This is a genomic window from Psychrobacter okhotskensis (assembly GCF_013248965.1).
In the GTDB taxonomy this organism is placed as follows: domain Bacteria; phylum Pseudomonadota; class Gammaproteobacteria; order Pseudomonadales; family Moraxellaceae; genus Psychrobacter; species Psychrobacter okhotskensis.
Genome location: NZ_JABRVQ010000008.1, coordinates 51,459 through 75,255, shown reverse-complemented (window position 1 = coordinate 75,255; position 23,797 = coordinate 51,459). Strand labels below are relative to the sequence as shown.

Here is a 23,797-nt window from a genome sequence, read left to right as displayed (position 1 = left end):
TCGCAGAAAAGCATCGTAGCGTCTAGGGCATCCTATCAATTAGCCTATTGATTCATTAAGTGGTTTTAAATGGCTAAATTTCGCTATACATCAGCCTATATGGCATTAATGGACATTTTGGTATCATTAGTATCCACACTCTGATCGATGCTTTGATTGATACTAGAATCGTCATCCATCACAGCTTCATTATTGTCTTTCTTGTTTTTACGTTTCTGTTTTTTTCTCTTGTCTGCTTTTTTCTGACGTTTTGCTTTCTGCTGCTTTTTATCTTTCTTTTTGGATTTTTTTTCGTCAATGTCATCGTCATTGTTATCTTGATTTTCATCCCATAACATCAAACGGCTTAGGACTTTGCCAAACAATGTCTCTTTACGATAGCGACCTTTTTTATTCACGGTATCGATAGGTAGACCAGTCATTAACGTCAGTGCTTCACTTAGAGTATGCACACCATAAATATGAAATTCGCCTGCTTTGACAGCGGCAATGATATCGTCGCGCAGCATAAGCTGTTTAACATTGGCCATCGGAATGACCACGCCTTGCTGCCCAGTCAATTCTTGCTCGCGGCATGCATCAAAGAATCCGGCAATTTTGGAATTGATGCCACCAACCGCTTGCACTTCGCCCAATTGGTTCATAGAGCCAGTAATGGCAAATGACTGATCAATCGGCACATTTGCTAAAGCGGACAATAGCGCACAGCCTTCGCTAACGGTGGCACTATCGCCATCGATATGCGCGTAGCTTTGCTCAAAAGCAAGTGAGGCACTAAAGTTGAGCGCATGATGTTGGCTAAATAACGCGCGCAAATAGCTGGTCATAATCAGCATGCCTTTGGCGTGTAAGCTACCACCCAAATCCACGTCGCGCTCAATGTCGAGAATCTCACCCGTACCGATATTTGGTTGAATAACGGCAGTCAGGCGGGCGGGCATGCCAAACTCACTATCGGCATAGCTGACCACTGTCAGCGCATTGACTTGTCCGACAGCGCTGCCTGTGGTTTGGATAAGCTGTTGACCGTTTTTGAGCTCATCCCAATAGAGGTCACGCAGGTATCCTGAGCGCTCGTCCATATCATCGATGGCTTGCGTGACATGATGAGCATTGACAATGTTGTTACCGCTCAAACGTGCATGACGGTTGGACTCATGCAATAGCTTAATCAGTAAATCACTGTGCAAACTTAAGCGATCTTGGTCTTCTGCTTGCAGGCTTAAATGCTCGAGTAGGGCGGCTTGTGCACTACGATCAAACGGGTAGAGGTCGGCATAATCAATAATGTCGGCCATTTTTGCGACCAGTGCCAATTCGTGCTCACTGCTGCGAGGCACATCATCATGAAAGTCAGCACGTACTTTAAATACCGCATCAAACTCAGGCTCAAGCTCTAATAGCTCATAATACAAGTCTGCTTCGCCAAGCAAAATCACCTTAATATCAAGGTCAATGGGCGCAGGTGCTAATGATAAGCTTCCTGTTAAGGTTAGCATCTGCTCAAGACTTGAGAGTTTGATTTTACGCGATTGTAGTGCGCGCTTAAGACCCTGCCATGCATAAGGATGCTCAAGTAAATGACTGGCTTCTAACAATAAATAGCCGCCATTGGCACGATGCAGGGCGCCCGCTCGAATCATACTGACATCGGTGGTCACCGTGCCCAGTTGGGTGATTTGCTCAACATGACCCAATAAGTTCAAATGCGTCGGCAAATCTTCAAAGACAACGGGTGCGCCGCTGTCTGGCGTGTGACTGACAATGACATTGACCGCGTAACGGCTCGGAGTCGTCGCCAGAACTGCCGTCACAAACTCTTCATCATCGCCATTGACGATGCGCTCGACATGCGTAACCATGTCGGCAAATACCGCTTTGAGATAATCAACGACCAGCGGATGACTGGCAAACTGCTCATAAATAGGGGTAAACAAAGGTTGCAGTGCACGACGTGCAATATTGCGATGTAATGCTTCTATGGCGTCATTGGCTTCGTCTTCTAACTGCTCTAAGGCGATGGTCAGCTGACTCAAGCGTTTTTGCATATGGTTCTTTTGCACGAAGTTACTTAGCTCAGCTTCGTATTCACTATTGCCATATTCGTTGTCGTTACCGTCAGTAGCATCTTTGCTAGAAATAGTCGTTTTCTTACTTTCTCCGATTACTGATGTGTTTTGACTGTTGATAGATGTTTTGGCATCTTTATTATCCGCATTATTGTTTTCAGTCGCGACTTGATCGGTTTCTGTTGTCAGTTGGCTTGGATGGACAAACACGGCTTTGTTATCAAAGGAGCGAAACGTCAATGCCAAATCATATTGCTTACCCTCAGCATTGAGCACATCATAAGCCTGACTTTCTTTTTGATGCGTGTCGTTTTTGATGGCTTCAATCTTGCTTTGATACTGGTCGCTACGAAAGCGCTGGCTCAGGCGTTTTTTGGCCTGTTGCCATAGACTATTAACTTGCTGCTGCAGTAGCGAGGCTTGACCAGCAGGAAGGCGCAAGGCGAGCGGTGTGCGTGGATCGGTGAAATTATGTACATAAACCCAGTCATCAGGGGTCGGCGCATCGGCAGCGATACGGGTCAGTAAGCGGCTGATAACGGTGCGTTTGCCCAAGCCATTTTCACCAGCCGCAAACACATGATAGCCACTGGCTTTGATATCCAAAGCCGTCTGCAACGCTTTTAACGCACGCTGTTGACCAAAGCCCACGTCCAAATCTGGCGCGGTACGTGTGTCCGTCGGCAGCTCATCGGCATTGCTATAGCGCTTTAATTGCTCAGCGCTGACAAGGCAGTGCTGTTTTACCTCAGTAAAGAGGGGATGCGGCGTATCTAGTGTTGTTTGCGTGCCGTCTGTCGTTTGGTCGGTCAATTCAGCAATGGGTGTTACCATATTAGTCGTGTCTTTTATATTAGCGTCATTTGATGTTTTGGACATAGGGGCATGTTTCTGTTCGGTCATAGGCGTATGGTGTGTCGTCTTAAAAAATGAATTGTTTTTAAAGGGTAGAGTAGGTATTAATTTTTTTACACAGTTTCTTTATGCTTAATTTTTAATGAGTAATTTTTTAATTGGTAATAAGACATCTTACAAGATATGGCGGTGTTTTAAATAAGTCATTAAACGCAGATTTGTATCATAATTGGATGCGTCACTGAAAATAATCAATAAAAGAGCAACAGATAGAGGGTCAGTTTAATGCCATCAAAGCAGAATAACGCCTCAATAGCCTCGCAGATAGTATAAGATGTCTCACATTGGCGCAATCTGCAACTATTCAATAGGCAGACTGCATGATAAAATAGACGGTTCACATGTCAAAACTGGATAACTCGTTGTATGTCAGCTTCCGCTAAAAAAACTTCATCGCCTGCCAACATGGGTAATATCCATATCGACCCGACTGGCTTTGTAAAGCTTGGCGCGCAATTGCCAGCGCTAGCTAATACCTTGGCACAAGCGATTAATGAGCTAAGTCTACCGTTAAGTGAGACGCAGCAGCGCACGTTATTATTGTACTTAGACCAGCTTTTATTGTGGAATAAAGCGTATAATCTGACCGCTATCACCGATCCAGAAGAGGCGCTGATTAAGCATGTGATTGATTGCTTGGCTATTATAACGCATTTGCCGTCGGGGTCACTGCTAGATATCGGTACAGGGGCTGGCTTGCCCGCCGTAATAATTGCGATTTGTCAGCCTGAGCGGCAGTGTACGGCGCTTGATAGCAATCAAAAAAAGATTCGTTTTATTAAGCAAATCAGTAGCGAGCTGGGCTTGAGCAATATGCAGCCTATCGCCTCTCGTATTGAAGCGCATGAGGCCAGCTATGACGTGGTCACCTCTAGAGCCTTTGCCAGTCTAATCGATTTTGTTGAGGCCGCGCAGCCAAGACTGGCGGATAATGGTTATTTATGTGCGATGAAGGGTAAAGCGCCAAGTGATGAAGAGTTACAAGCGCTAGATAACGACTGGCATATTAAGACCATTAAGCTTAACGTGCCACGTCTGCATGACAGTCGTCATTTAATTGAATTGTCTGCTAAAAATGTCTAAGCTATGAGCACCTTGTAGTCGTGAAACATCGTTTACCTTGATATTTAAATAGCATAATATCTAAAAAGCCTTATGCAAAGCGAGCCATTTATATTATAAGTATCATGTGTATTATAGTGATAAGAAGCTGAACGCCAAAGATTGCGATTGCTAAAATGACTATTAATAACAGGCAATTATTAAAAGTAGGCAGTCACAGATACATAGTACAGACAGTCGGTAAAATACAGTAAAGACCCTAATTAAATTGAGTGAGTGTATGGAAATCATAGCAATTGCGAATCAAAAAGGCGGCGTGGGTAAAACCACAACGGCGGTAAATTTGACCGCCAGCTTGGCTGCTAAGCGCAAGCATGTACTGCTGATTGACTTAGACCCACAAGGCAATGCAACTAGTGGTACTGGGGTGGACAAAAACGAATTAGAGTTGACCATCGCCGATGTGTTGCTGGATGGTGTTTCGCTGTCTGATGCTATTGTGACCAGTCCAGCAGGGTTCGATGTGATCGGGGCCAATCGTGATTTGGCTGGTATGGATATCACCTTAATGAGTAAAACCAACAGTCATGAGCTGTTTAAGACAGCGATGGCAGCGTTGGTCAATGATCAGATCGCGGCTAACAAACCTGCTTATGATTATGTGATTATAGATTGCGCCCCAAGCTTAAACTTGCTGACGATTAATGCCTTGGTCGCCACCGACGGGGTTATTATTCCTATGCAGTGTGAGTATTATGCATTAGAAGGCTTAGCGGACTTGTCGCAAACGATTGAACGTCTAACAGAGCTCAATCCGAAGCTATATATTCGCGGCGTCGTCAGAACGTTATTCGATGCGCGCAATACATTGGCTCGCGATGTCTCTGCTGAATTAGAAGCGCACTTTGGCGATATCATGTACAAGACACATATTCCAAGAAACATCCGCTTGGCAGAAGCACCCGCACATGGCTTGCCAGTTATCGCGTACGAGCGCTGGTCAAAAGGGGCGCGTGCTTATCAAAAATTGGCTGCTGAAGTGATGAAACAGTAATAAAAAAGCCAATAGTTTTGTGTGTATAAGCACCAAAAACTAGTCATAATGGAAAATGACCAAACAGAAAATAGTATTAAACATCGTATTTATTATCGTCAGTCCAAAATAATATCAATACAAGACAACTGAGTGCTAGCGATACATTAGTATGGTCAGCGGGGTTGAGTCTGTAGTGATTTATAGTGGGCAGGCTGTAGCAATGAGTAAGCCGCAGTAACAATTATTTGGCTTTTATTTTAGCGTTAGAGGATAGGTAATCATGGCGAAGAAAAGAGGATTGGCTGCTAATCGAGGCTTGGATGCCTTGTTAGGGTCAATCAAAAAAGAAAAGCAAATTACCGCCTCTGCCTTGCAAGATGATATGGCTGCGCGTGACAACACTGTGCCAGCTGAAGCGCTAGAAGCTGATAGCGAAGAAGCCAGTGCGCCTGCCAAAACTGCTCGCGCCAAAGCCAGTGCAAAACCGGCTGCAAAAACTACAGCGTCTGTCGCAACTGATGGTAGTCGTACCGCCCGCTCGCCGCGTACGGCAAGCAAAATACCTGCCAATAAGTCTCGTGCAGCTAGCACAGACAATAATGGCGCAGAAGACCAAATCAGCTTGGTGCAAATCGATGTGGCACGTCTACAAGCGGGTAAATATCAACCGCGCCGTGATATGAGCGAGACTGCCCTAATGGAATTGGCCTCTTCTATCGAGCAGCATGGCGTGATGCAGCCCATTGTTATCCGTCCACTATTAGCCAACGAAGACAAAAGCGAGGCATTCGTCACCCACGAAATCATCGCAGGTGAGCGGCGCTGGCGTGCAGCAAAAATGGCGGGCAAGTCTGTCATTCCTGCCATTGAGCGTGCCCTATCAGATGAGCTGGCCATTGCGCTGGCATTGATTGAAAATATCCAACGTGAAGATTTATCAGTGATTGAGCAAGCCGCTGCACTACAGCGCTTTCATACAGAATTTGGCATGAGTCATGCGATGATTGCCGAAGTCGTTGGCAAAGCCCGCACGACGGTATCGAACCTGCTGCGTTTGAATCAGCTGCACGATACGGTAAAAGACCATTTAGCCAACAGCGCCCTAGATATGGGGCATGCGCGCACGCTTTTGGCATTATCCTCAGAACAACAGCCTATCATTGCGCAAAAAATCATTGATGGCGGCATGACGGTGCGAGAAGCTGAAAAACTGGTCAAATCGATCTTACAGCCTGCACCTAAAGTCAGTCGTACCGAGCAATCTCACTCTCGTGATGCAGAGCGTTTGACACAGCGTTTGACCGACATGCTAGGTGCTGAAGTCAAATTGAAACATAAAAAAGATGGGCAAGGAAGTGTCGAGATATTCTTCCATAGCCAAGATCAGTTAGCCGCCTTGATAAAGCATATAGAAGCGCAAGCTTAAGACGCTGCATAAGTGCGACTACGGCTTAAATGCTTAGATATAGAGCTATCCTTGTAACAACCATTTTGTAAGTATATAGAAGAGAGTCAGTATGTGGGAGTTGGTAAAGGCGGGCGGTTGGTTAATGACGCCGATTGTAGTGTGTTCAATACTGGCATTAGTCATCATCATCGAGCGTAGCCATACCTTACAGTTTAATAAAATTGTACCGGGCAGATTGCGCGAACAGCTAATCACCCGCCTACGCGAAAACGGCGATATTGGCCGTACCCAGTTGATGAATGTTAAAGAAAAGACACCCTTGGGTGATATTTTAGCCACTGGTTTGCTCTATCGTCAGTATGGTTTGGACTCGATGACCATGCATATGCAGAATCGTGCCAGTGTGCAGGTACATCAGTTAGAAAAGAACATCAATATGCTCGGTACCATAGGAGCGATTGCGCCGCTACTCGGATTATTGGGGACGGTATTGGGGATTATCTCGTCGTTCTTAGCGATTACTGATGGCGCGATGCAAGACCCAACGATGCTCGCCGCTGGCGTGTCCCAAGCACTAATCACTACAGCAGCGGGCATGATTGTAGCTATACCAGCGTTGGTTGCCTATCGTTATTTTCAGCGTCGTATCATTGATATCAACGCCCAGTTTGAGACCCAAGCAGGTCTGATGATTCAAGAGTTGTATGATTATCAATTGCTTGAAAATACTCATAATACTCATTTGAAGAAGCCAATACAGGGTGCATCACCTGCCGAAAATGAAGACAATAAGCATGTAGTGGATGCGCTAAGTTTAGATAATAGTACGGCAGCAACGTCATCGTATTAACAATGGTATGAGTCGTATTCGCAATAATATGAACAGTCGTTCATTAAGAAAATAAGTATTAAGTCAATTAAAGAGAGTGATATGCGCTTTAGAAAACCAACGGTTGAGCCGCTCGAAATTAATCTAACGCCAATGATTGACTGCTTATTATTCTTAATTGTGTTCTTGCTACTGGCGACGTCGTTTAATCATTTTAGTCGCTTAAATATCATTCTGCCCGAAGCAGAAGGTGTGGCACTGACAGAAGAGAAAAACAGTATCGAGGTGGCGGTACAAGAGGATGGCAGTTATTTGGTTAATGGTATTACTCTTGCCAGCAGCAATGAGGCTGAGTTGACCAGTATGTTACAGCAAGAGGCGGGCAGTAATCGTGACATGCTATTTGTTATTGCAGCGGATGCCAATGCTACCCATCAATCAGTGGTGCGGGTCATGGATATTGCCGGTAAGCTGGGTTTTTTAAACCTAAATATTAGTACCGTCGTACCACTCGGTCAGCCTTTGCCACAATAACTTTTATCGCAATAGCTTTTACCACAATAGCCTTTGGGTGTTTTTGCACCATAATTTCTAATTGTACGATTTAAAAAATGTCAGCTTTGCACCGCTGTTGTATAACATCAAAATCCTATAAAATTGTGCCATCAGCACAGTCCATTCATGTCATAACACCCAAATTGAGGCTTTTATGAGCCAAGCTTATCAACCTGACTCTACAAAAACTTCTACTAAGAGCACATTAGTGTCGCCAGCCAACACGCCTAAGCGCAAAACATTATTGCGTCTACTCAGTTATCTAAAACCCTATTGGTGGGCGCTGTTACTAACAGTTTTGGGCTTTGCCATCAATGCTACGACAGAGATATGGGTTGCCAAACTTCTACAGTACATTACTGACGCTATTACTCAAGGAGATCAAAGCAAGAAAGCCTTATTTCCCCTATTGATCATCGGACTGTTCTTTGTACGCGGTGTGGGTAGCTTTTTAGGTAATTATTACTCTGCTTTGGTCTCTCGTAATTTGGTATATGAGCTGCGAGTGGAAGTCTTTAATAAATTGCTGCGCTTGCCAAGCTCGTTTTATCTGGCCAACCCAGCTGGCACCATCTCGTCAAAGCTCATCTTTGATGTTGAGCAGGTCACCGCTGCCAGCACTGATTCGATGAAAACGGTATTGCGCGATGGTTTGACGGTCATAGGATTGATTGGCTTTTTGCTATACAGTAATTGGCGTTTAACCTTGATTTTGTTTGTTGTGCTTCCTCCTATATTGTGGCTGATTCGTATCGCCTCCAAGCGATATCTTAAGCTTTCTAAAGGTATTCAACAGACGATGGGTGATGTCAGTCATATCACCAATGAAGTCATCGGTGGCTATCAAGTGGTCAAAAACTACGGTGGACAAGCGTACGAATCCAAGCGGTTTGATCTGACTTCAAAAAAGAACTTACGCCAAGGCATGAAAGTTGTCATCACTAACAGTATTAACACACCAGCGGTACAGCTTCTGATGGCAATAGCCATGTCGGTCGTGGTGTGGCTCGCGCTGCGTCCTGCGGTGATAGATAATATTTCAGCTGGTGAGTTCATTTCTTACATTGCCGCCGCTGGGTTATTGAGTAAGCCGGTACGTTCACTAACTGATGTCAATCAGAAATTGCAAAAGGGTATCGCAGCAGGGGTGTCTATCTTTGCTTTACTGGATGAGCCAGAAGAAGAAGATACTGGCGTGTTAAACCCAGCACTATCTGGTGAGATTCGCTTAGATAATGTCAGCTTGGTTTATCCTGACTCGACGGTGGCCCTACGTGACTTTACGTTGGATATCCGAGCAGGTGAAACGGTTGCACTTGTAGGACGAAGTGGCGCGGGTAAGTCGTCCTTAGTGAACTTACTAACGCGTACCTTATCGACTTCTTCTGGGCAAATTACCTTAGATGGTATGCCGATAGAAGATATTACCTTAGAGAGCTTGCGCGCCCAGATTGCCATGGTCAATCAGCAAGTGGTGCTATTTAATACCACAGTATTTAATAATATTGCCTATGGTGGCTTGGCCAATAAAACCCAAGCTCAAGTTGAGCGGGCCGCAAAAGATGCCTTTGCCCATGACTTTATTGTGAAGATGCCAAATGGTTATCAAAGTGAGATTGGTGCTGAAGGTCTGCAGTTATCTGGCGGTCAACGTCAACGTTTATCGATTGCCCGTGCGCTATTAAAAGACGCGCCGATTTTAATATTGGATGAAGCAACCAGCGCTTTGGATAACGAATCTGAGTATTACATTCAGCAAGCGCTCGATAACGTGATGAAAGACCGTACCACGCTAGTTATTGCCCATCGATTAACCACTATTGAGTCGGCTGATCGTATTGCAGTGATGGATGGCGGTCAGATCGTTGAGTTAGGGACACACGACGAATTGATAAGATTGCAAGGTCATTACGCACAAATGTATGAGCGCGATTTTGAGTAAGAGTGTGAAGGGTTTTACTAAGGTTTGAACGATGAGGCTGCTAAACGAGCATTAGGCTAATGGAAAAGTGACCAATACGAATGAGCATTGAGACGATAGTGACGCGTGCATGGCAACGTCAAGCCGCTTGGTTATGGCTATTATTGCCGATTAGCTGGTTGTATGGGCTCATTACTATGCTGCGCCATCAAGCTTATAAGCTTGGATTACTATCCAGTTACCGCGCTCCAGTTCCTGTGATGGTGATTGGCAATATCAGCGTGGGTGGCAGTGGCAAGACGCCATTAATTATTGCTCTGGTCGATTATCTACAAGCTCAAGGTATTAAAGTAGGGGTAATCAGTCGTGGTTACGGTGGCGATAGCAGTCAGATGCCAGCCTTGGTCGATGCTGCCAGTCTACCGAGCATAGTAGGGGATGAGCCTTGTTTAATTGTCAATATGACGGGTGTACCAATGGCGGTCTGCCCCAATCGTAAGCAAGCGATTACTACTTTATTGGCTGCTCATCCAGACCTGCAATTAATCATTGCTGATGATGGTTTGCAGCATTATGCGTTGCAACGTGACATTGAATGGATTGTGGTTGATGCAGCACGGGGCTTTGGTAATGAGCAGTTATTGCCAACCGGGTTTTTACGTGAGCCAATGTCACGGTTAGAAGGTGCTACTGTTATTTATCATGAAGGGCCAAATAATAGTGCAGCGCCTCATAGTAAAAACACCGAGCAACAGTCACAAGCTGAGCATCTGTCTATGCACCTGCAAGCAGACGACATGCAACTATTATGGCAACCGGTATTGGCTGACGCTAAGATGACGAGTTTGCAAATAACTGATTCGCAACCCTCTGATTCGCAAGTTGGTGATTTTCAATTAACTGGCTTTGAAGTAAATAACAAAGCACCTGAAAAGGGCAGCAAAGTCCACGCTGTAAGCGGTATTGGCTATCCGCAGCGGTTTTTTGATACTTTACACGCGCTTGGTTTTGAGGTCATTGGTCACCCTTATCCTGACCATTATGAGTTTAGTATGGCTGAGCTGCTGCAATATCGCCAATATCCCATCGTGGTAACCACTAAAGATGCGGTAAAACTAAGAGCCTTACTATTGCAACTAACTGCTGAGCAACCACTAAGTGCTGAGTATAAAGCTCTCATAAGTAGACTTTGGGTATTGCCGGTGACTGCAGTACTATCGGGTAGTTGTTATGATAATTTACAGCAGCAATTAACCGTTTTAAATATTGATATCTGTAATAGTGAAAAGCCGTAAAGCCTAAAATTCAAATGATTTTTGTAGGAATAAACTATGTCGCCCATCATTACGCCCGCCAAAACGCATATTGTCGTTCCTGCTCGTTTTAAGAGTACGCGATTACCCGGTAAGCCATTATTAAACATTCATGGTAAGCCGATGATTCTGTGGGTCGCCGAAAAGGCGCAGGCAGCCCACTTCGCTGATGATATGTGTATTGCGACCGATGATGAGCGTATTGCCAAAGTATGTATGGATGCAGGTTTTGATGTGGTGATGACCAGCGCAGAGCACGCTTCAGGGACTGACCGTTTGGCAGAAGTTGCTGCGATTAAAGGCTGGGCTGAGCATGATATTGTGGTCAATATGCAAGGTGATGAACCGTTGGTACCGCCGCTATTATTAGAGCAGGTGAAGGCGCTGTTGGTAGCAGACAATGACAGCGTGATGGCTACTTTATGTGAGCCTATTGATGACCACGAGACTTTTATGCGTCCATCAGTGGTAAAGGTTGTCAGTCAGCATGCTAATGATTTGCAGCGAGCGCTATATTTTAGTCGAGCACCGATTCCTTGCGATCGCGATGTCTTATTGGCTAATGAAAGCCAGAAACAGCCGCCCAAAAATGCTTATCGTCATTTAGGGTTATATGCTTATCGCGTCAGCCTATTGCAGCAGTTTGTGCATTGGCCGCAAACACCGCTTGAAATACTTGAAAGCTTAGAGCAATTACGCGTTTTAGAGAATGGCGGTCATATTGCTATTGCCACAGCCGCTTGTCAGCTACCAGCAGGTGTCGATACGCAAGAAGATTTAGACCGTTTAAATAGCATGAGTTTGGCAGATTTTCAGAATCCTATGGCTAAACAGCCTAAGTAAAAATATGATTTTTGCCAAGCAATATTATTGTGACGCCTAGCAATCGCACTATCTACTAATCGCGCTATTTACCAATTCATCAAACGCAGTTGTTAAATACGGCCGTGGAATATGATCGTGAAACACAGTCATCAAGCAAAGCTATCGAGCAAAATTTATGAGTGACCTCACAGAAAATACAGGTGCATTAGATACCTCAGATGGCATTTATTTTGCACCGTTACTGCCGTGGCAGCAAAGTCTGTGGTCGCAGTTGACCAATCGGGTATCAACGTCGCAGCAGTCTTTGCCTCATGCCCTGCTCGCAGCAGGGATGCAAGGCATGGGTAAGCGCGCGTTTGTATGGCGCTTAGTCGCTTGGTTATTGTGCCGCAAGCGCGATACTCATCCATCTGGCGCTTGCGCAGAATGCGAGAGCTGTCAGTGGCTCAGATCCGGTACCCATCCAAGCCTACAAGTGCTTCCTCTCGTCAGTATGCCAGTCAGTGCAGAAAATATAAGCAATAGAGAAACTGCCAATAGTAGCGCTAAGGACAAAAAATCTGCCAAAACCGCCAGCAACAGTGCTCTTAAAATAAAAGTTGATGATATTCGTGCGTTGCAGCCTTTTATTTATCAAGGCGGGCAAGGGATGCGCATCTGCGTGCTAGATCATGCCGAGCAAATGACCGTTGCTGCTGCCAATGCGCTGCTTAAGACGTTGGAAGAGCCACAAGCGCAAGTCCATTTATTCTTAATCAGTGATACGCCAGCGCAGCTATTACCCACTATCAAAAGTCGGGTTCAGCAGCTAGCTCTGCAAACTATTGAGCCTGCTAGCGCTGTTGACTACGTGACCCAAGCGCTTGGGTCTACGGTTAATCGTGAAGCGGTCGCTACGGCGGCGATTGAGCAGCTTATCCAATTGGCAAACGGTGCGCCTTTAGCCGCCATAGCGCTGGCGCAAGCACCTTGGTACAGTAAGCGTGCGTTATGGCTGACGACGTGGCAAGCGTTACGTAGTGGCAAACGCAGTAGCGTGGCAGCCAGCGATTATTGGCAAACCCAGCTGAGTATCGCAGAGTTTATCCAGCTGTCTGAGCTAATGCTGCTTGATATCCGCCGTGTCTGCTTAGGATTGAGCGAGCTGCAAAAAGACATCAGTCTCTCAGTAGCATTAGACACTTATCAACCTACTGATATTGGTTTAGAAGGCTTTGCGACTAGCCTACAACAGACTAAAATTGCGCTACAACAAAATGTGCAAGAAAAATTCGCCTATGATAAGCTAATGCAAGAGTTGGCCTATCTATAGTCAATCCACCATAGAAAGTAAGTAGAGCATGACTAAGAAGATTAAGATGCTTAATGATCATTTGGTGGTTTGTTAATGTGCTGGTCTCTGTATTATGTATTACTCATAAAAATATCTCAAACCTCATTTATAAAGGAAGCGGACTATGGCAATGCCAGGGCGTGGCGGGATTCTAACCTGCCATATGGAAGATATCGAAACGTTGTACGCCAGCTATTTATCCTTTGTCAATAATGGGGCATTATTTATTCCCTCTGACCGCGTGCAAAAGCTGGGCGATGAGGTGTTTATTGCGGTGACTTTGCCCAATTCTAGTGAGCGCTTACCGATGAATGGTAAGGTGGTATGGATTAATTCTAAAGCCCAAAGCGGTCGTCCAGCCGGTTTTGCCGTGCAGATTGGTACTGATATCGCAGGCCAAAGAGTTAAAAACGAAGTCGAGCGTTTATTGGCTGGTAAGATTGACAGTTTACAGTCTACTTATACTATGTAGTATGTATATAGTCAGAGCACTTTTAAACCGCTACGGTGTTACCCGCCCTAGATGTACTTAGTGTACTATCTGCGGTCGGTCGCCTTGTAGCGATTCTAAAATTCCTTGACTATATCTATCCGCACGCTTATCCGTTGAAATCATGATAAGTTTCAACACAACTAGTGTGATAAAAAATGCCGCCTTAGATATAGGGCGGCATTTTTTTAAGTAAAATAGGACTGGATTAAGTACGACTAAGTAAAGCAAAAAGACAGGTTAATAACGCGGGGGTACATACATGTCATCTGGAATCGGCTCACGGTAATACTCATCATCGCGTTTACGCTCGGGCAATTCTACCTCATCGCGCGGCACCTCTTTATAAGGAATTTGCTCAAGCAGATGGGCGATACAGTTTAGCCTCGCACGCTTTTTGTTATTGCCTTCGACCACCCACCATGGCGCTTCAGGGATATGAGTACGCTCGAACATGGTCTCTTTGGCCTTGGTATAATCCTCCCAACGCCGCCGTGATTGCAGATCCATCGCTGAGAGCTTCCATTGTTTAAGAGGATCATGAATGCGGCTCATAAAGCGCGAATGTTGCTCATCATCAGTAATCGAAAACCAGTATTTGACCAAGCGAATGCCGGAGCGTACTAACATACGTTCAAATTCGGGCACCGACTGAAAAAACTCCTCATACTGCGCATCCGTACAAAACCCCATGACACGCTCGACACCGACGCGGTTATACCAACTACGATCAAACAGTACGATTTCACCAGCAGCAGGCAAGTGCGCCACATAACGCTGAAAATACCATTGTGATTGCTCACGTTCCGTTGGTGCAGGTAGGGCGGCCACTCTACAAACGCGTGGGTTTAAGCGCTGGGTGATACGTTTGATAGCGCCGCCTTTGCCCGCAGAGTCACGACCCTCAAATATCACCACAATACGCTCACCGCGAGCCACCACCCAATCTTGTAATTTAATCAGCTCACGCTGCAACCGTACCAGCTCTTGAAAGTACATACGGCGATCAAGTCTTTCTTGCTCGCTCATCTCCCGACCATCAAAACGAAAGTCCCGCACGTAATCATCGATCTCGTTCTCAAGCTCTTCGTCATAGGTATCAATCAAGTCTTGATGCATCTTGCGGCGCAGCTCATCATTAAAGACGTCTTTGTCCATGCGATCGATGAAATTGCCTTGTTCAGGTGCGGTGAGCTTCTTACGCTCTTGCGCTGTCAATGAGGTGGGGTCAATCGCTGAGGGTGTTTTGCTCATAGAAAGCTCCTGATAAATGGTGTTATGGTTGTTATTGATTACCATTACTTTAACATATCTACTGATGAGCCCTTGAATTGCCTACGTTTTATTATTGTGTGCTGACTGATGGCTTACTAAATTTTCTTTTTTAACTAGTAAATTATAGACATAAAAAAACACCCTTCAATCAGTGGACTAAAGGGTGTTTAAAACGTAAAGCTTTATTGGTTAGCTAAATGAATTAGGAAATTACTTTTCTAGGATACAAGTAACGCCTTGACCACCAGCGGCACAGATAGAGATAAGTGCACGACCTGAGCCTTTTTGATCCAATAATTTAGCAGCAGTGGCTAGGATACGACCACCAGTAGCAGCAAATGGATGACCTGCCGCCAATGATGAGCCATTGACGTTGAGCTTGCTACGATCGATAGGGCCTAGTGGGGCGTCAAGACCTAGACGCTCTTCACAGAAGGTCTCATCTTCCCAAGCCGCTAGTGTTGATAGCACTTGTGAAGCAAAGGCTTCATGAATTTCATAGAAGTCAAAGTCTTGTAGCGTCAGACCAGCGCGCTCAAGCATACGCGGTACAGCATAAGCAGGGGCCATTAATAAGCCTTCTGTCGTGCCAGACTTACCGATGAAATCAACAGCGGCGGTCTCTTGATGAACGATATAAGCCAATGGCTTCAGACCATGCTCTTTTGCCCACTCATCTGTACCCAGTAGTACACAAGATGCACCATCGGTTAACGGGGTAGAGTTAGCAGCCGTCATGGTTGGGTTGGCGTTCTTTTTGCCAAATACAGGCTTTAATTTGGCTAACTTTTCTAAGGTAGTGTCCGGACGCAAGTTATTGTCACGAGTCAACCCTTTATACGGGGTGATCAAGTCATCAAAGAAGCCCTTGTCATAAGCGCGTGCGAGGTTTTGATGGCTGTTAAAGGCAAGGTCATCTTGTGCTTCACGGCTGATATTCCACTCAAGCGCTGTGATGGCTTGATGGTCGCCCATCGATAGACCCGTACGTGGCTCACCGTTTTGTGGTGAATCAATTAAGTCTTTTGGATTTAAACCCATCAATGCTTTTAGACGTTGTTTGTTGTCTTTAGCAGCGCCTAGCTTGATAAGAACCTTACGTAAGCCATCGCCAACTGCGATAGGTGCGTCAGAGGTGGTATCTACGCCACCAGTAATGGCTGAATCGATAATACCAAGGGCGATTTTGTTCGCAGAAGCGAATGTTGCTTGCAAACCAGTACCACAAGCTTGTGAGATGTCATAAGTTGGGGTATGCGGGTTTAGAGCAGTGTTTAAGGTGGCTTCACGCGTTAAGTTGATATCGCGGCTTAATTTCATGACCGCACCAGCAACGACTTCACCGATTTTTTCATCTTGTAAGTTAAAGCGCTCAACCAAACCGTTCAGTGCAGCGGTTAACATGTCTGTGTTGCTGACGTCTGCGTATGAGCCATTTGAGCGTGCAAATGGGATACGGTTACCACCTAGGATGGCAACGCGGTTTTGACCTGAAGTAAGTTTGCTCGTGCTTGATTTCTTAGCAGCAGTGGCGGTCTTTTTAGCAGCTGCAGTATCGACTTTATCATCCGTTTCTTTTGCGCTGGCAGTGCTTTTGGTGTTCGTGTTTTTAGTGTCAGTATCTTTTACAGCAGATGTTTTGGCCGTAGTTGCTTTATTATCGGTGCTGCTGGTTTTATTAGCGGCAGTGTCTTTTTTAGCGCTATCTGCTGACTTAGCATTGTCTGATTTGGTATTTTCAGACTTAGCATTGTTTGCTTTGCTATCAGTAGACTTTACGACTGTGCTTTCAACAACAGGGCTCTCAGGGTGATTATTTTTATTACTCATAATATTATCCTTAAAATATTGGCAGAAGAAAAAAAGAAAATAGCCCTTAAAAAGGGTGACTAATCAAAATATATTGCTTAAGTTGCTCAGCAGTATGACTCAGTGATTTAATGCAGTGAACAAATATTATCATTTATTGTACCGTCTAGCTGTGTATCATAAGGCGTTTTTGCTGCCTTACTGTATGTCTTTAGCAAACTATGTGACTCTTATTTAAGCTCAGTAATCTCTCAGTCCACTGATAGCTATAAAGGCAGTCATGATATTTCTTAGAATGATAACTTTCGTAGACTGGCTAGTATTGATTATTAGCATTGCATAACGGCACGTTTGATAATATATTGTTATCGATAAATGCATTTGCCATAACTTATAGGTCTGATTTTAGCACAACATGGCGATTTTTAAATCTAAAAAAAGAGACTGTCTTGTATACTGGCTTGTTTACAGATTGTTATAGACATTTTTGGCTTTTGGACTTGTTTACCATGTGAGTGTATAGTTAAGGCAGTTTTGTACCCATTTACTAAATATAAATAATTATGATGCTGATGAGTCTTTATACTTGTTGGTGTTTGTATGAGTGATTATAAAAGACAAATTCCATTTTTCATTTACTCTTATCTTAACCTTTCGTTATAGGAACTATATTATGTCAGACCGTTATGGTGATTTTGTTCAATCTTCTATTGGTAAAAAAGTCGCAAAAAACTTAGGCTTGCCTATGCCGGTAGAGCTTGACCGTTTTGATAGTGGTCAACCCTTGGTACGCGGTAGCGTATTGGTCGGTCGCGCTGCTGGCGATGACAAAAGCGTGAGTGAGTCAATCGCCCGCATCTTGTCAGACGTCCATGCCGAGGTATTTGTCAATAGCAGCGATGGTATCAAAGATGCGCTTTCTGATGCGGGTGTTGAGGCAAAAGCCAATACGGGCGGCGATGATAAATTTAAAGTCTTGCTTTTTGACGCCAGTAATATCAGTAATGCTGACCAGCTTAAAGAAGTGTATGAATTCTTCCACACCGTTGCTCGCCGCGTAGAACGATCAGGTCGAGTAATCATCGTGGGCCGTACGCCAGAAAACTCGACTGATATCGAAGCAGCATTGGCACAACGTGCGCTTGAAGGCTTTGTGAAGTCAGTTGGTAAAGAGTTTAAGCGTGGTATTACTGCACAGCTTATCTACGTTGAAGAAGGTGCTGAGCAAAATCTAGATTCGACACTACGCTTTTTCACTTCTGCGCGCTCAGCTTATGTGTCAGGACAAGTCGTACGCGTCAGCAAAGGCGATAACGTCGATGTCGATTGGACACAGCCTCTAGGCGGCAAAACCATGCTAGTCACTGGCGCAAGTCGCGGTATCGGCGAAGCCATCGCGCGCGTATTGGCTCGTGAAGGGGCTCATGTTATCTGTCTTGATGTTCCGCAGCAGCAAGCTGACTTGCAAAAAGTCGCTAGCGAAATTAGTGGCTCTGTCTTAACCGTCGACATCACCAGTGCCGACGCGGGCAAAGAAATCGCAGAAGCAGCGCAAAAGCGTGGCGGTCTAGACTCAATTATCCATAACGCTGGCGTGACACGTGATAAAACCTTGGCAAAAATGGATGAGAAAAAGTGGGACATGGTCATCAATATCAACTTAGGCAGTATCGCTAAGCTGAACCGCTACTTGCTTGACAATGACGTCCTAAAAGAAAACGCGCGTATCGTCTGCGTATCATCTATCTCAGGCATCGCGGGTAACTTGGGTCAAACCAACTATGCCACTTCAAAAGCAGGCGTGATTGGCTTGGTTGATGCCACTGCTAAACAGCTAGAAGACAATGCCAAAGGCATGACGGTTAACGCAGTTGCTCCTGGGTTTATCGAAACACAAATGACCGAAGCCATTCCATTCGCTATCCGTGAAGCGGGTCGCCGCATGAACTCAATGAGCCAAGGTGGTTTACCAGTAGACGTGGCAGAGACCATTGCATGGTTTGCCTCACCAGCGTCTGGCGGTCTAAATGGCAACATTGTACGCGTTTGTGGTCAAAGCTTGCTAGGTGCATAGCCTTGAGTGCATCGTCCTAATTCGTTTGTGGGTATAGGTGATGAATTTGCTCATGGTAAATCCATGATATAACTTACAATTTTTTATGTGCCTCACATATGCTTACGAAAGAATTGCTGATAAATTGTAATAAAGCTGCCCAAGGGTGGCTTTTTTATGATAAAAACACAGGAACTTTATGATAAAAGCACAGGAACCATGAGCCCAATTGATTTTTGTTGGGATAAGCGCCTATACTAGATATAAGGAATAGGTATAAAAAATATCTATATATAACGGCTGCCTTGTATGAAAAATGCTATGTATTAAATATATCGAGCAGAGCGCTTATAACATCACTCAACGGTAAGCTTAATCAACGACTTCATAGCATCTCGAGATGCACTAAGAAAATTAGCTTGAGCCACACTTAGGATTTATTATGTCAGACAAACATTATGATGCGTTGCCAAAAGCGCATACGACTTACGCCAATATCGTAAAAAGCTTATTGCCGATTGGCAACAGTGGCAAAATCAGTAAAGACCAATTGCCGCAAGCGACCTATTATGTAGATGATTTACACATCGATCAAAGCAATCTTGATGATTACCGTAAGATTTGTGGCTTTGCTGATAATGGCAAAGTGCCTGTGACGTATTTTTCGGTCTTATCGCAAACATTACAGATGAATATGATGGTTAAAGAGCCGTTCCCGTTTGCCATGCTAGGTCTGGTACATGTGGATAATAGCGTGACTCAGTACCGTCCTATCGGTGAGCGTGAGACTGTCGCCATGGCAGTTAAGTTCGATAACTTGCGTGATCATGCTCAAGGTCAACAGTTCGATTTTGTGACGACGGTCAAATCAGAGGCCGAAGTCATTTGGGAAGGGACGTCAACCTATCTGTCACGTAGCAAAAAATCGGACAGTAGCAAAAAAGATAATAAAAGTACCCCGCGTCCAGTAACCGTGAAGCCAGCAGTAAACGCAGACGGTGTGCATAGCATCTTTGAAGTGCCAGAAGACATTGGTCGTCGTTATGCTTTTGTTTCAGGTGACTTCAACCTTATCCATCTGCATCCATTATCAGCGCGCGCGTTTGGTTTTCCTAAAGCGATTGCTCACGGTATGTGGTCAAAGGCCAAGTGTCTTGCGATGATGGACGAGCTACCTGATGCTTGTACGGTTGATGTGTCATTTAAGTTACCTATCTTTTTGCCTGCTGAAGTAGAGCTCATCGCTGATCCGGTTGCGCAGCTTGACAATGCAGACGATACTTGTGAATTTGGCTTATATAGCTCTAAAAACGACAAGCCACATCTGGCAGGTGTTATTAAATTGCAGAGTGACCGCTAATTAACTGTCGACAAAATGACAACCAGTAAGCTAAGACGCTTTTATCTCAATAGCCACACTTAACGAACACATTTGACATTATGACTTCACAAAAAAAAGTAACCAGTACCGTACATTCTGATCGCTCGGCAGCTGCTGACACAGTCGCTGCGAATGATAACGCTGCGACTGACAGCGCTACTATTGACATCAGCGCGCCTGATAATGGTATTGATCTTGCCACTATTTTTGCTCCTTACTTTCGCCCTGATGCAAACACCATTGTATGCGGTGCGCTCGATGAGGAAAAAGTGGCGGCGTTGGCCGAAGCTGGGGTTGAGCTAGTCATTAACTTACAACCTGATGACGAGTTGAGCTTTGATGAAGCAGCAGCAGTTGAGCGGGCAGGCATGCACTATGAGCAGCTGGCTATTAGCGGCGCTGCAGATTTAAAGCAGCTTAAGATATTGGCGTTTGATAATATCTTACGCCAACATCATGGCAAAAAAACAGCGTTGCACTGTGGCTCTGGCAATAGAGTAGGTGCAGCGATTGCTCTGCGGGCAGGTTGGCTACGCGGGCGTAAGATGGATACGGCTATGGAGCGTGGTCGCGGTCATGGTTTGACGAAGCTTGAAGACGAAGTTTATAAGCGTTTGTTAGTACCGCGCTAAAGCATGAAGAGAAGTAATAAAAAAGGCGACCAATAGGTGGCCTTTTTTATTATTAAATAATTTATTGGTATTTTATAAATGCCGTAGTATATAAATGCTTAAGATTAAGGCGCTAAGGCGTTTTAAAATCTTGAAGTTTCAATGACCTGTCATAATTATAAAGAATGGAGTAAAGCAACCATGAGCGACAACAATAATAAAACCAATCAAAACTTTGACGATCAAACCGATAGCGAGCTTCAGCAACATTTGCAGCGAATACTTACCGATTTACAGCTTGATGATGCGCCTGCTGGTGGTGCGGTGGTTGTCTATCAGGACGGCAAATGTATCGCACAAGCGAGCATAGGGCTGGCGCGCGCGAATTTGTCATGGAGTCCTGATACTTTATCGCTTAATTTTTCGACGGGTAAGGGCGTATTGGCAACGCTGGTGCATGTATTGGTTGCGCAGCAGTTGCTTGCTTATGATGAGCCGATTGCCAGCTATTGGCCCGCATTTGCTGCCCAGCATAAAGGTGATATTACGCTACGCCATGTTATGTCGCATCAAGCCAATTTATTCTCTATTCAGAGTATTGATGCGGACAGTGAAGAGTTGCTCGATTGGCAGTTGATGCTTAGTAAAGTCGCTGCGATGTCAGTCACTGCACCTGAAGATGCCGAGTTATACGACAGCGCGTATAGTGCCTTAGTCTATGGCTGGGTATTAGGCGGCGTGATAGAAGCGGTGACTGAGCTGTCATTGGCTGAGGCGCTGCGGCATTATTTGACTGAACCACTGGGTATCGCAGACAGTTGTTATTTCGGCGTACCCGCTAGCAAAGTAGACCAAGTGGCGATGCTGGCCAAAAACTTTGCTGGGTCAAATGAGGACAGCTCACAGTTAGGTAATAGGCGTCATAAACCTACGATAAAAGCAGACTCAGCAGAGACATTAAAAACGTATGCAAATCTACCCAGTTATGGGTGTTGGCAGCAGCACACACTAGCAAATAAAAAAACGGCAAATACAATTCAGGGTGATGAGCAAAACAATTTGACTATACTAGACACGGCTCATATTAATGGTTTGTATTTCAATACGAGCAAGCTGAATCTAAGAAATTATAAAGCGGCACTCATACCTGCTAATAAACAACCTATTGACTATTACCAGCGTGAGACGTTACAAGCAGCCATTCCAGCGGCCAACGGTGTTGCCTCAGCGCAGGCACTAGCCATTATCTATGCGATGTTGGCTAATGGCGGGCAATGGCAGGGGCGCACGCTCATTGATAGCGCCACTTTTGAGGCGCTAGCCAAACCGCAAGTCACAGGGCTAGATGCTGTCATGCCATCGAATATGGATTGGCGCTTGGGTTATCATCGACTACTCAGTATTTGTGCTGATACTCAAGCGAGCTTTGGTCATATAGGTTATAACGGTTCGGTTGCGTGGTGTGATCCTGCGCGGCAGTTATCCTTTGCCTTTATTCATAACTTTGATACCACGATGCTCAACGATGTTCGTCAGTTTGCCCTAACCGAAGCTGTGTTTGACTTGTTGGACAATAAAATCCTAGCGCCATAAAGATACAGAGTGATCATAATCACTGTTGATTTATCCGTATTGGGGTGAGGGTTAATGTGGTTTTTTCGGCGTCATTTTAAGCAACTTTGTGGCGCTGAGGCCATGGATAAAGATTGAAGCCAGAATCACAATCGAGCAGACGACCCATAATTTGAGCGCATCTTCCTCACCAAAAAAACCTTGATTGAGCGCGTAAGATAAATAATATAAGGTACCAATACCGCGGATGCCCAATGCAGAGATGGCATATTTTTCAGTGTGTGGCAAGTTTAGCCCAGATAGGGCAATGAAGCCGCCAATCGGGCGTATCAATAATAAAAAAGTGAAGCTGACGATATAGACACGCCATGTTAGCTCAACACCCGACTGTAACCCTTGACCAAGAAACATCCCAAAAGTGACGAGCACGAGTGACATCAGCAAGCCTTCTGATTGCTCTGCAAAGTCATGCAGCTTGTTATGATAACTGTGTTCATGCTCTGAACGACGAAAAGCAAATGCTGCGATGAATACCGCAATAAAACCATAGCTATGTACCAATTCTGCTAAACCATAGGCCAGTAGTGTTAGCGCAATCACCAAATAACCTTGAGAGATGGTGGTTTCGTGGCTGTACTTTGAAAACACCAATTTTGCTAACAGTTTACCGACGATGATACCGACTACCAAGCCGGCGCCAATTTTCCACAGTACGTCATGAGTAAACCACGACCAGAGCATCTCACCCGTAAAACGCTGACCTTCGCTAAAAGCCTCTGCTATTTTAATCGCCAAATAAACAAATGGAAAAGCCAGCCCATCGTTTAATCCAGCTTCTGAGGTTAGGGTGAAGCGCGGCGTATCTTCACCGCCTGTGTTCGGTGGTCCTACTTGAATGCTAGAGGCCAATACGGGATCAGTCGGTGCCAGTACCGCGCCCAGTAAGATTGCTGCACCCATACTGAGACCAAAAGCATAATAACCCAAGGCCGCCATAGCAAAGATGCCAATTGGCATAGTGATAAGCAACAGACGGACAGTCGGGCGCCACAATCGCCAAGACAACTTAGTGTCAATCTTGATACCCGCGCCAACCAAAGAGACCAACACCACAATCTCGGTTAATTTCTCGACGATTAAACCATTATCAAGCGGATTTAAAAATGATAATGTCGTCCAATAATAACCCATCAGCAGACCAAAGCTGACTTGCAACATAGGTAAGGAGATAGGCGTGCGCTTAAAGATAATAGGAAACAACGCCCCTAATAAAAAGGTGATGCCACAGACCAATAAGAATAAATTATAGTTTTCAATCATAGGTTTGCTACACACTGTGT

General features: G+C 45.0%; 18 protein-coding genes. 14 read left to right on the top strand and 4 right to left on the bottom strand.

Annotation, left to right across the window (positions count from 1 at the left end):
* Window positions 1-95: 95 nt before the first annotated feature.
* Window positions 96-2,948 (bottom strand): ATP-binding protein, encoded by a 2,853-nt coding sequence (locus HQR03_RS05815; protein ID WP_244951985.1) that lies wholly within the window; start codon window positions 2,946-2,948, stop codon window positions 96-98.
* A gap of 441 nt (window positions 2,949-3,389) precedes the next feature.
* On the opposite strand from HQR03_RS05815, the gene rsmG reads away from it, so the two are divergent.
* The 10 genes from rsmG to HQR03_RS05765 all read left to right on the top strand — a co-directional run bounded on the left by rsmG (window position 3,390) and on the right by HQR03_RS05765 (window position 13,738).
* Complete coding sequence (gene rsmG / locus HQR03_RS05810; protein ID WP_374190023.1) at window positions 3,390-4,067, top strand: 16S rRNA (guanine(527)-N(7))-methyltransferase RsmG; 678 nt, start codon at window positions 3,390-3,392, stop codon at window positions 4,065-4,067.
* A 259-nt stretch (window positions 4,068-4,326) separates the two neighbouring features.
* Window positions 4,327-5,100, top strand: coding sequence for a ParA family protein (locus HQR03_RS05805; protein ID WP_173239500.1), 774 nt, complete (start codon window positions 4,327-4,329; stop codon window positions 5,098-5,100).
* 262 nt (window positions 5,101-5,362) lie between these two features.
* Window positions 5,363-6,508: a ParB/RepB/Spo0J family partition protein gene (locus HQR03_RS05800; RefSeq protein WP_173239499.1), complete on the top strand. Its 1,146-nt coding sequence runs from the start codon at window positions 5,363-5,365 to the stop codon at window positions 6,506-6,508.
* Between the two features lie 91 nt (window positions 6,509-6,599).
* Window positions 6,600-7,340, top strand: coding sequence for a MotA/TolQ/ExbB proton channel family protein (locus tag HQR03_RS05795; RefSeq protein WP_173239498.1), 741 nt, complete (start codon window positions 6,600-6,602; stop codon window positions 7,338-7,340).
* 81 nt (window positions 7,341-7,421) lie between these two features.
* Complete coding sequence (locus HQR03_RS05790; protein ID WP_025651795.1) at window positions 7,422-7,853, top strand: ExbD/TolR family protein; 432 nt, start codon at window positions 7,422-7,424, stop codon at window positions 7,851-7,853.
* 175 nt (window positions 7,854-8,028) lie between these two features.
* Window positions 8,029-9,816 (top strand): lipid A export permease/ATP-binding protein MsbA, encoded by a 1,788-nt coding sequence (msbA, locus tag HQR03_RS05785; RefSeq protein ID WP_244951984.1) that lies wholly within the window; start codon window positions 8,029-8,031, stop codon window positions 9,814-9,816.
* An 80-nt stretch (window positions 9,817-9,896) separates the two neighbouring features.
* Complete coding sequence (lpxK, locus tag HQR03_RS05780) at window positions 9,897-11,090, top strand: tetraacyldisaccharide 4'-kinase (RefSeq protein ID WP_173239497.1); 1,194 nt, start codon at window positions 9,897-9,899, stop codon at window positions 11,088-11,090.
* Between the two features lie 36 nt (window positions 11,091-11,126).
* Window positions 11,127-11,951, top strand: coding sequence for a 3-deoxy-manno-octulosonate cytidylyltransferase (gene kdsB, locus HQR03_RS05775; RefSeq protein ID WP_173239496.1), 825 nt, complete (start codon window positions 11,127-11,129; stop codon window positions 11,949-11,951).
* Window positions 11,952-12,108: 157 nt separating this feature from the next.
* Window positions 12,109-13,245 carry a DNA polymerase III subunit delta' gene (locus HQR03_RS05770; protein WP_173239495.1) on the top strand — a complete coding sequence of 379 codons (1,137 nt, stop codon included), beginning with the start codon at window positions 12,109-12,111 and terminating at the stop codon, window positions 13,243-13,245.
* A 145-nt stretch (window positions 13,246-13,390) separates the two neighbouring features.
* A complete protein-coding gene (locus HQR03_RS05765) occupies window positions 13,391-13,738 on the top strand; it encodes a PilZ domain-containing protein (RefSeq protein WP_173239494.1) in 348 nt (115 codons plus the stop codon).
* Window positions 13,739-13,996: 258 nt separating this feature from the next.
* On the opposite strand, the gene ppk2 is transcribed toward HQR03_RS05765, so the two are convergent.
* Window positions 13,997-15,010: a polyphosphate kinase 2 gene (gene ppk2, locus HQR03_RS05760; protein ID WP_244951983.1), complete on the bottom strand. Its 1,014-nt coding sequence runs from the start codon at window positions 15,008-15,010 to the stop codon at window positions 13,997-13,999.
* 231 nt (window positions 15,011-15,241) lie between these two features.
* Entirely contained in the window at window positions 15,242-16,861 is a 1,620-nt protein-coding gene (locus tag HQR03_RS05755; protein ID WP_173239493.1) for an acetyl-CoA C-acetyltransferase, read from the bottom strand.
* A 652-nt stretch (window positions 16,862-17,513) separates the two neighbouring features.
* Here HQR03_RS05755 and HQR03_RS05750 point away from each other — a divergent pair.
* From HQR03_RS05750 to HQR03_RS05735, 4 genes are all read left to right on the top strand, one after another.
* Window positions 17,514-18,914, top strand: a complete 1,401-nt coding sequence (locus HQR03_RS05750; protein ID WP_173239492.1) for a 3-oxoacyl-ACP reductase — start codon at window positions 17,514-17,516, stop codon at window positions 18,912-18,914.
* A 421-nt stretch (window positions 18,915-19,335) separates the two neighbouring features.
* On the top strand, window positions 19,336-20,253 hold the full coding sequence (locus HQR03_RS05745; protein ID WP_173239491.1) for a MaoC family dehydratase: 918 nt from the start codon (window positions 19,336-19,338) through the stop codon (window positions 20,251-20,253).
* Between the two features lie 80 nt (window positions 20,254-20,333).
* Window positions 20,334-20,906 carry a protein tyrosine phosphatase family protein gene (locus HQR03_RS05740; protein WP_227688961.1) on the top strand — a complete coding sequence of 191 codons (573 nt, stop codon included), beginning with the start codon at window positions 20,334-20,336 and terminating at the stop codon, window positions 20,904-20,906.
* 180 nt (window positions 20,907-21,086) lie between these two features.
* A complete protein-coding gene (locus HQR03_RS05735; RefSeq protein ID WP_173239490.1) occupies window positions 21,087-22,478 on the top strand; it encodes a serine hydrolase domain-containing protein in 1,392 nt (463 codons plus the stop codon).
* Between the two features lie 51 nt (window positions 22,479-22,529).
* Here the strand turns inward: HQR03_RS05735 and HQR03_RS05730 are convergent, their stop codons facing one another.
* Complete coding sequence (locus tag HQR03_RS05730; protein ID WP_101211027.1) at window positions 22,530-23,777, bottom strand: cation:proton antiporter; 1,248 nt, start codon at window positions 23,775-23,777, stop codon at window positions 22,530-22,532.
* Window positions 23,778-23,797 lie beyond the last annotated feature (20 nt).

Bases quoted from the DNA above. Each gene is read 5' to 3' on its own strand.
- rsmG (WP_374190023.1), top strand. From the start codon at position 3,390: ATGGGTAATATCCATATCGACCCGACTGGCTTTGTAAAGCTTGGCGCG.
- HQR03_RS05765 (WP_173239494.1), top strand. From the start codon at position 13,391: ATGGCAATGCCAGGGCGTGGCGGGATTCTAACCTGCCATATGGAAGAT.
- HQR03_RS05735 (WP_173239490.1), top strand. From the start codon at position 21,087: ATGAGCGACAACAATAATAAAACCAATCAAAACTTTGACGATCAAACC.
- kdsB (WP_173239496.1), top strand. From the start codon at position 11,127: ATGTCGCCCATCATTACGCCCGCCAAAACGCATATTGTCGTTCCTGCT.
- HQR03_RS05730 (WP_101211027.1), bottom strand. From the start codon at position 23,777: ATGATTGAAAACTATAATTTATTCTTATTGGTCTGTGGCATCACCTTT.
- HQR03_RS05790 (WP_025651795.1), top strand. From the start codon at position 7,422: ATGCGCTTTAGAAAACCAACGGTTGAGCCGCTCGAAATTAATCTAACG.
- HQR03_RS05815 (WP_244951985.1), bottom strand. From the start codon at position 2,948: ATGTCCAAAACATCAAATGACGCTAATATAAAAGACACGACTAATATG.
- HQR03_RS05805 (WP_173239500.1), top strand. From the start codon at position 4,327: ATGGAAATCATAGCAATTGCGAATCAAAAAGGCGGCGTGGGTAAAACC.
- HQR03_RS05750 (WP_173239492.1), top strand. From the start codon at position 17,514: ATGTCAGACCGTTATGGTGATTTTGTTCAATCTTCTATTGGTAAAAAA.
- HQR03_RS05745 (WP_173239491.1), top strand. From the start codon at position 19,336: ATGTCAGACAAACATTATGATGCGTTGCCAAAAGCGCATACGACTTAC.
- lpxK (WP_173239497.1), top strand. From the start codon at position 9,897: ATGAGCATTGAGACGATAGTGACGCGTGCATGGCAACGTCAAGCCGCT.
- HQR03_RS05770 (WP_173239495.1), top strand. From the start codon at position 12,109: ATGAGTGACCTCACAGAAAATACAGGTGCATTAGATACCTCAGATGGC.
- msbA (WP_244951984.1), top strand. From the start codon at position 8,029: ATGAGCCAAGCTTATCAACCTGACTCTACAAAAACTTCTACTAAGAGC.
- HQR03_RS05740 (WP_227688961.1), top strand. From the start codon at position 20,334: ATGACTTCACAAAAAAAAGTAACCAGTACCGTACATTCTGATCGCTCG.
- HQR03_RS05800 (WP_173239499.1), top strand. From the start codon at position 5,363: ATGGCGAAGAAAAGAGGATTGGCTGCTAATCGAGGCTTGGATGCCTTG.
- HQR03_RS05795 (WP_173239498.1), top strand. From the start codon at position 6,600: ATGTGGGAGTTGGTAAAGGCGGGCGGTTGGTTAATGACGCCGATTGTA.
- ppk2 (WP_244951983.1), bottom strand. From the start codon at position 15,010: ATGAGCAAAACACCCTCAGCGATTGACCCCACCTCATTGACAGCGCAA.
- HQR03_RS05755 (WP_173239493.1), bottom strand. From the start codon at position 16,861: ATGAGTAATAAAAATAATCACCCTGAGAGCCCTGTTGTTGAAAGCACA.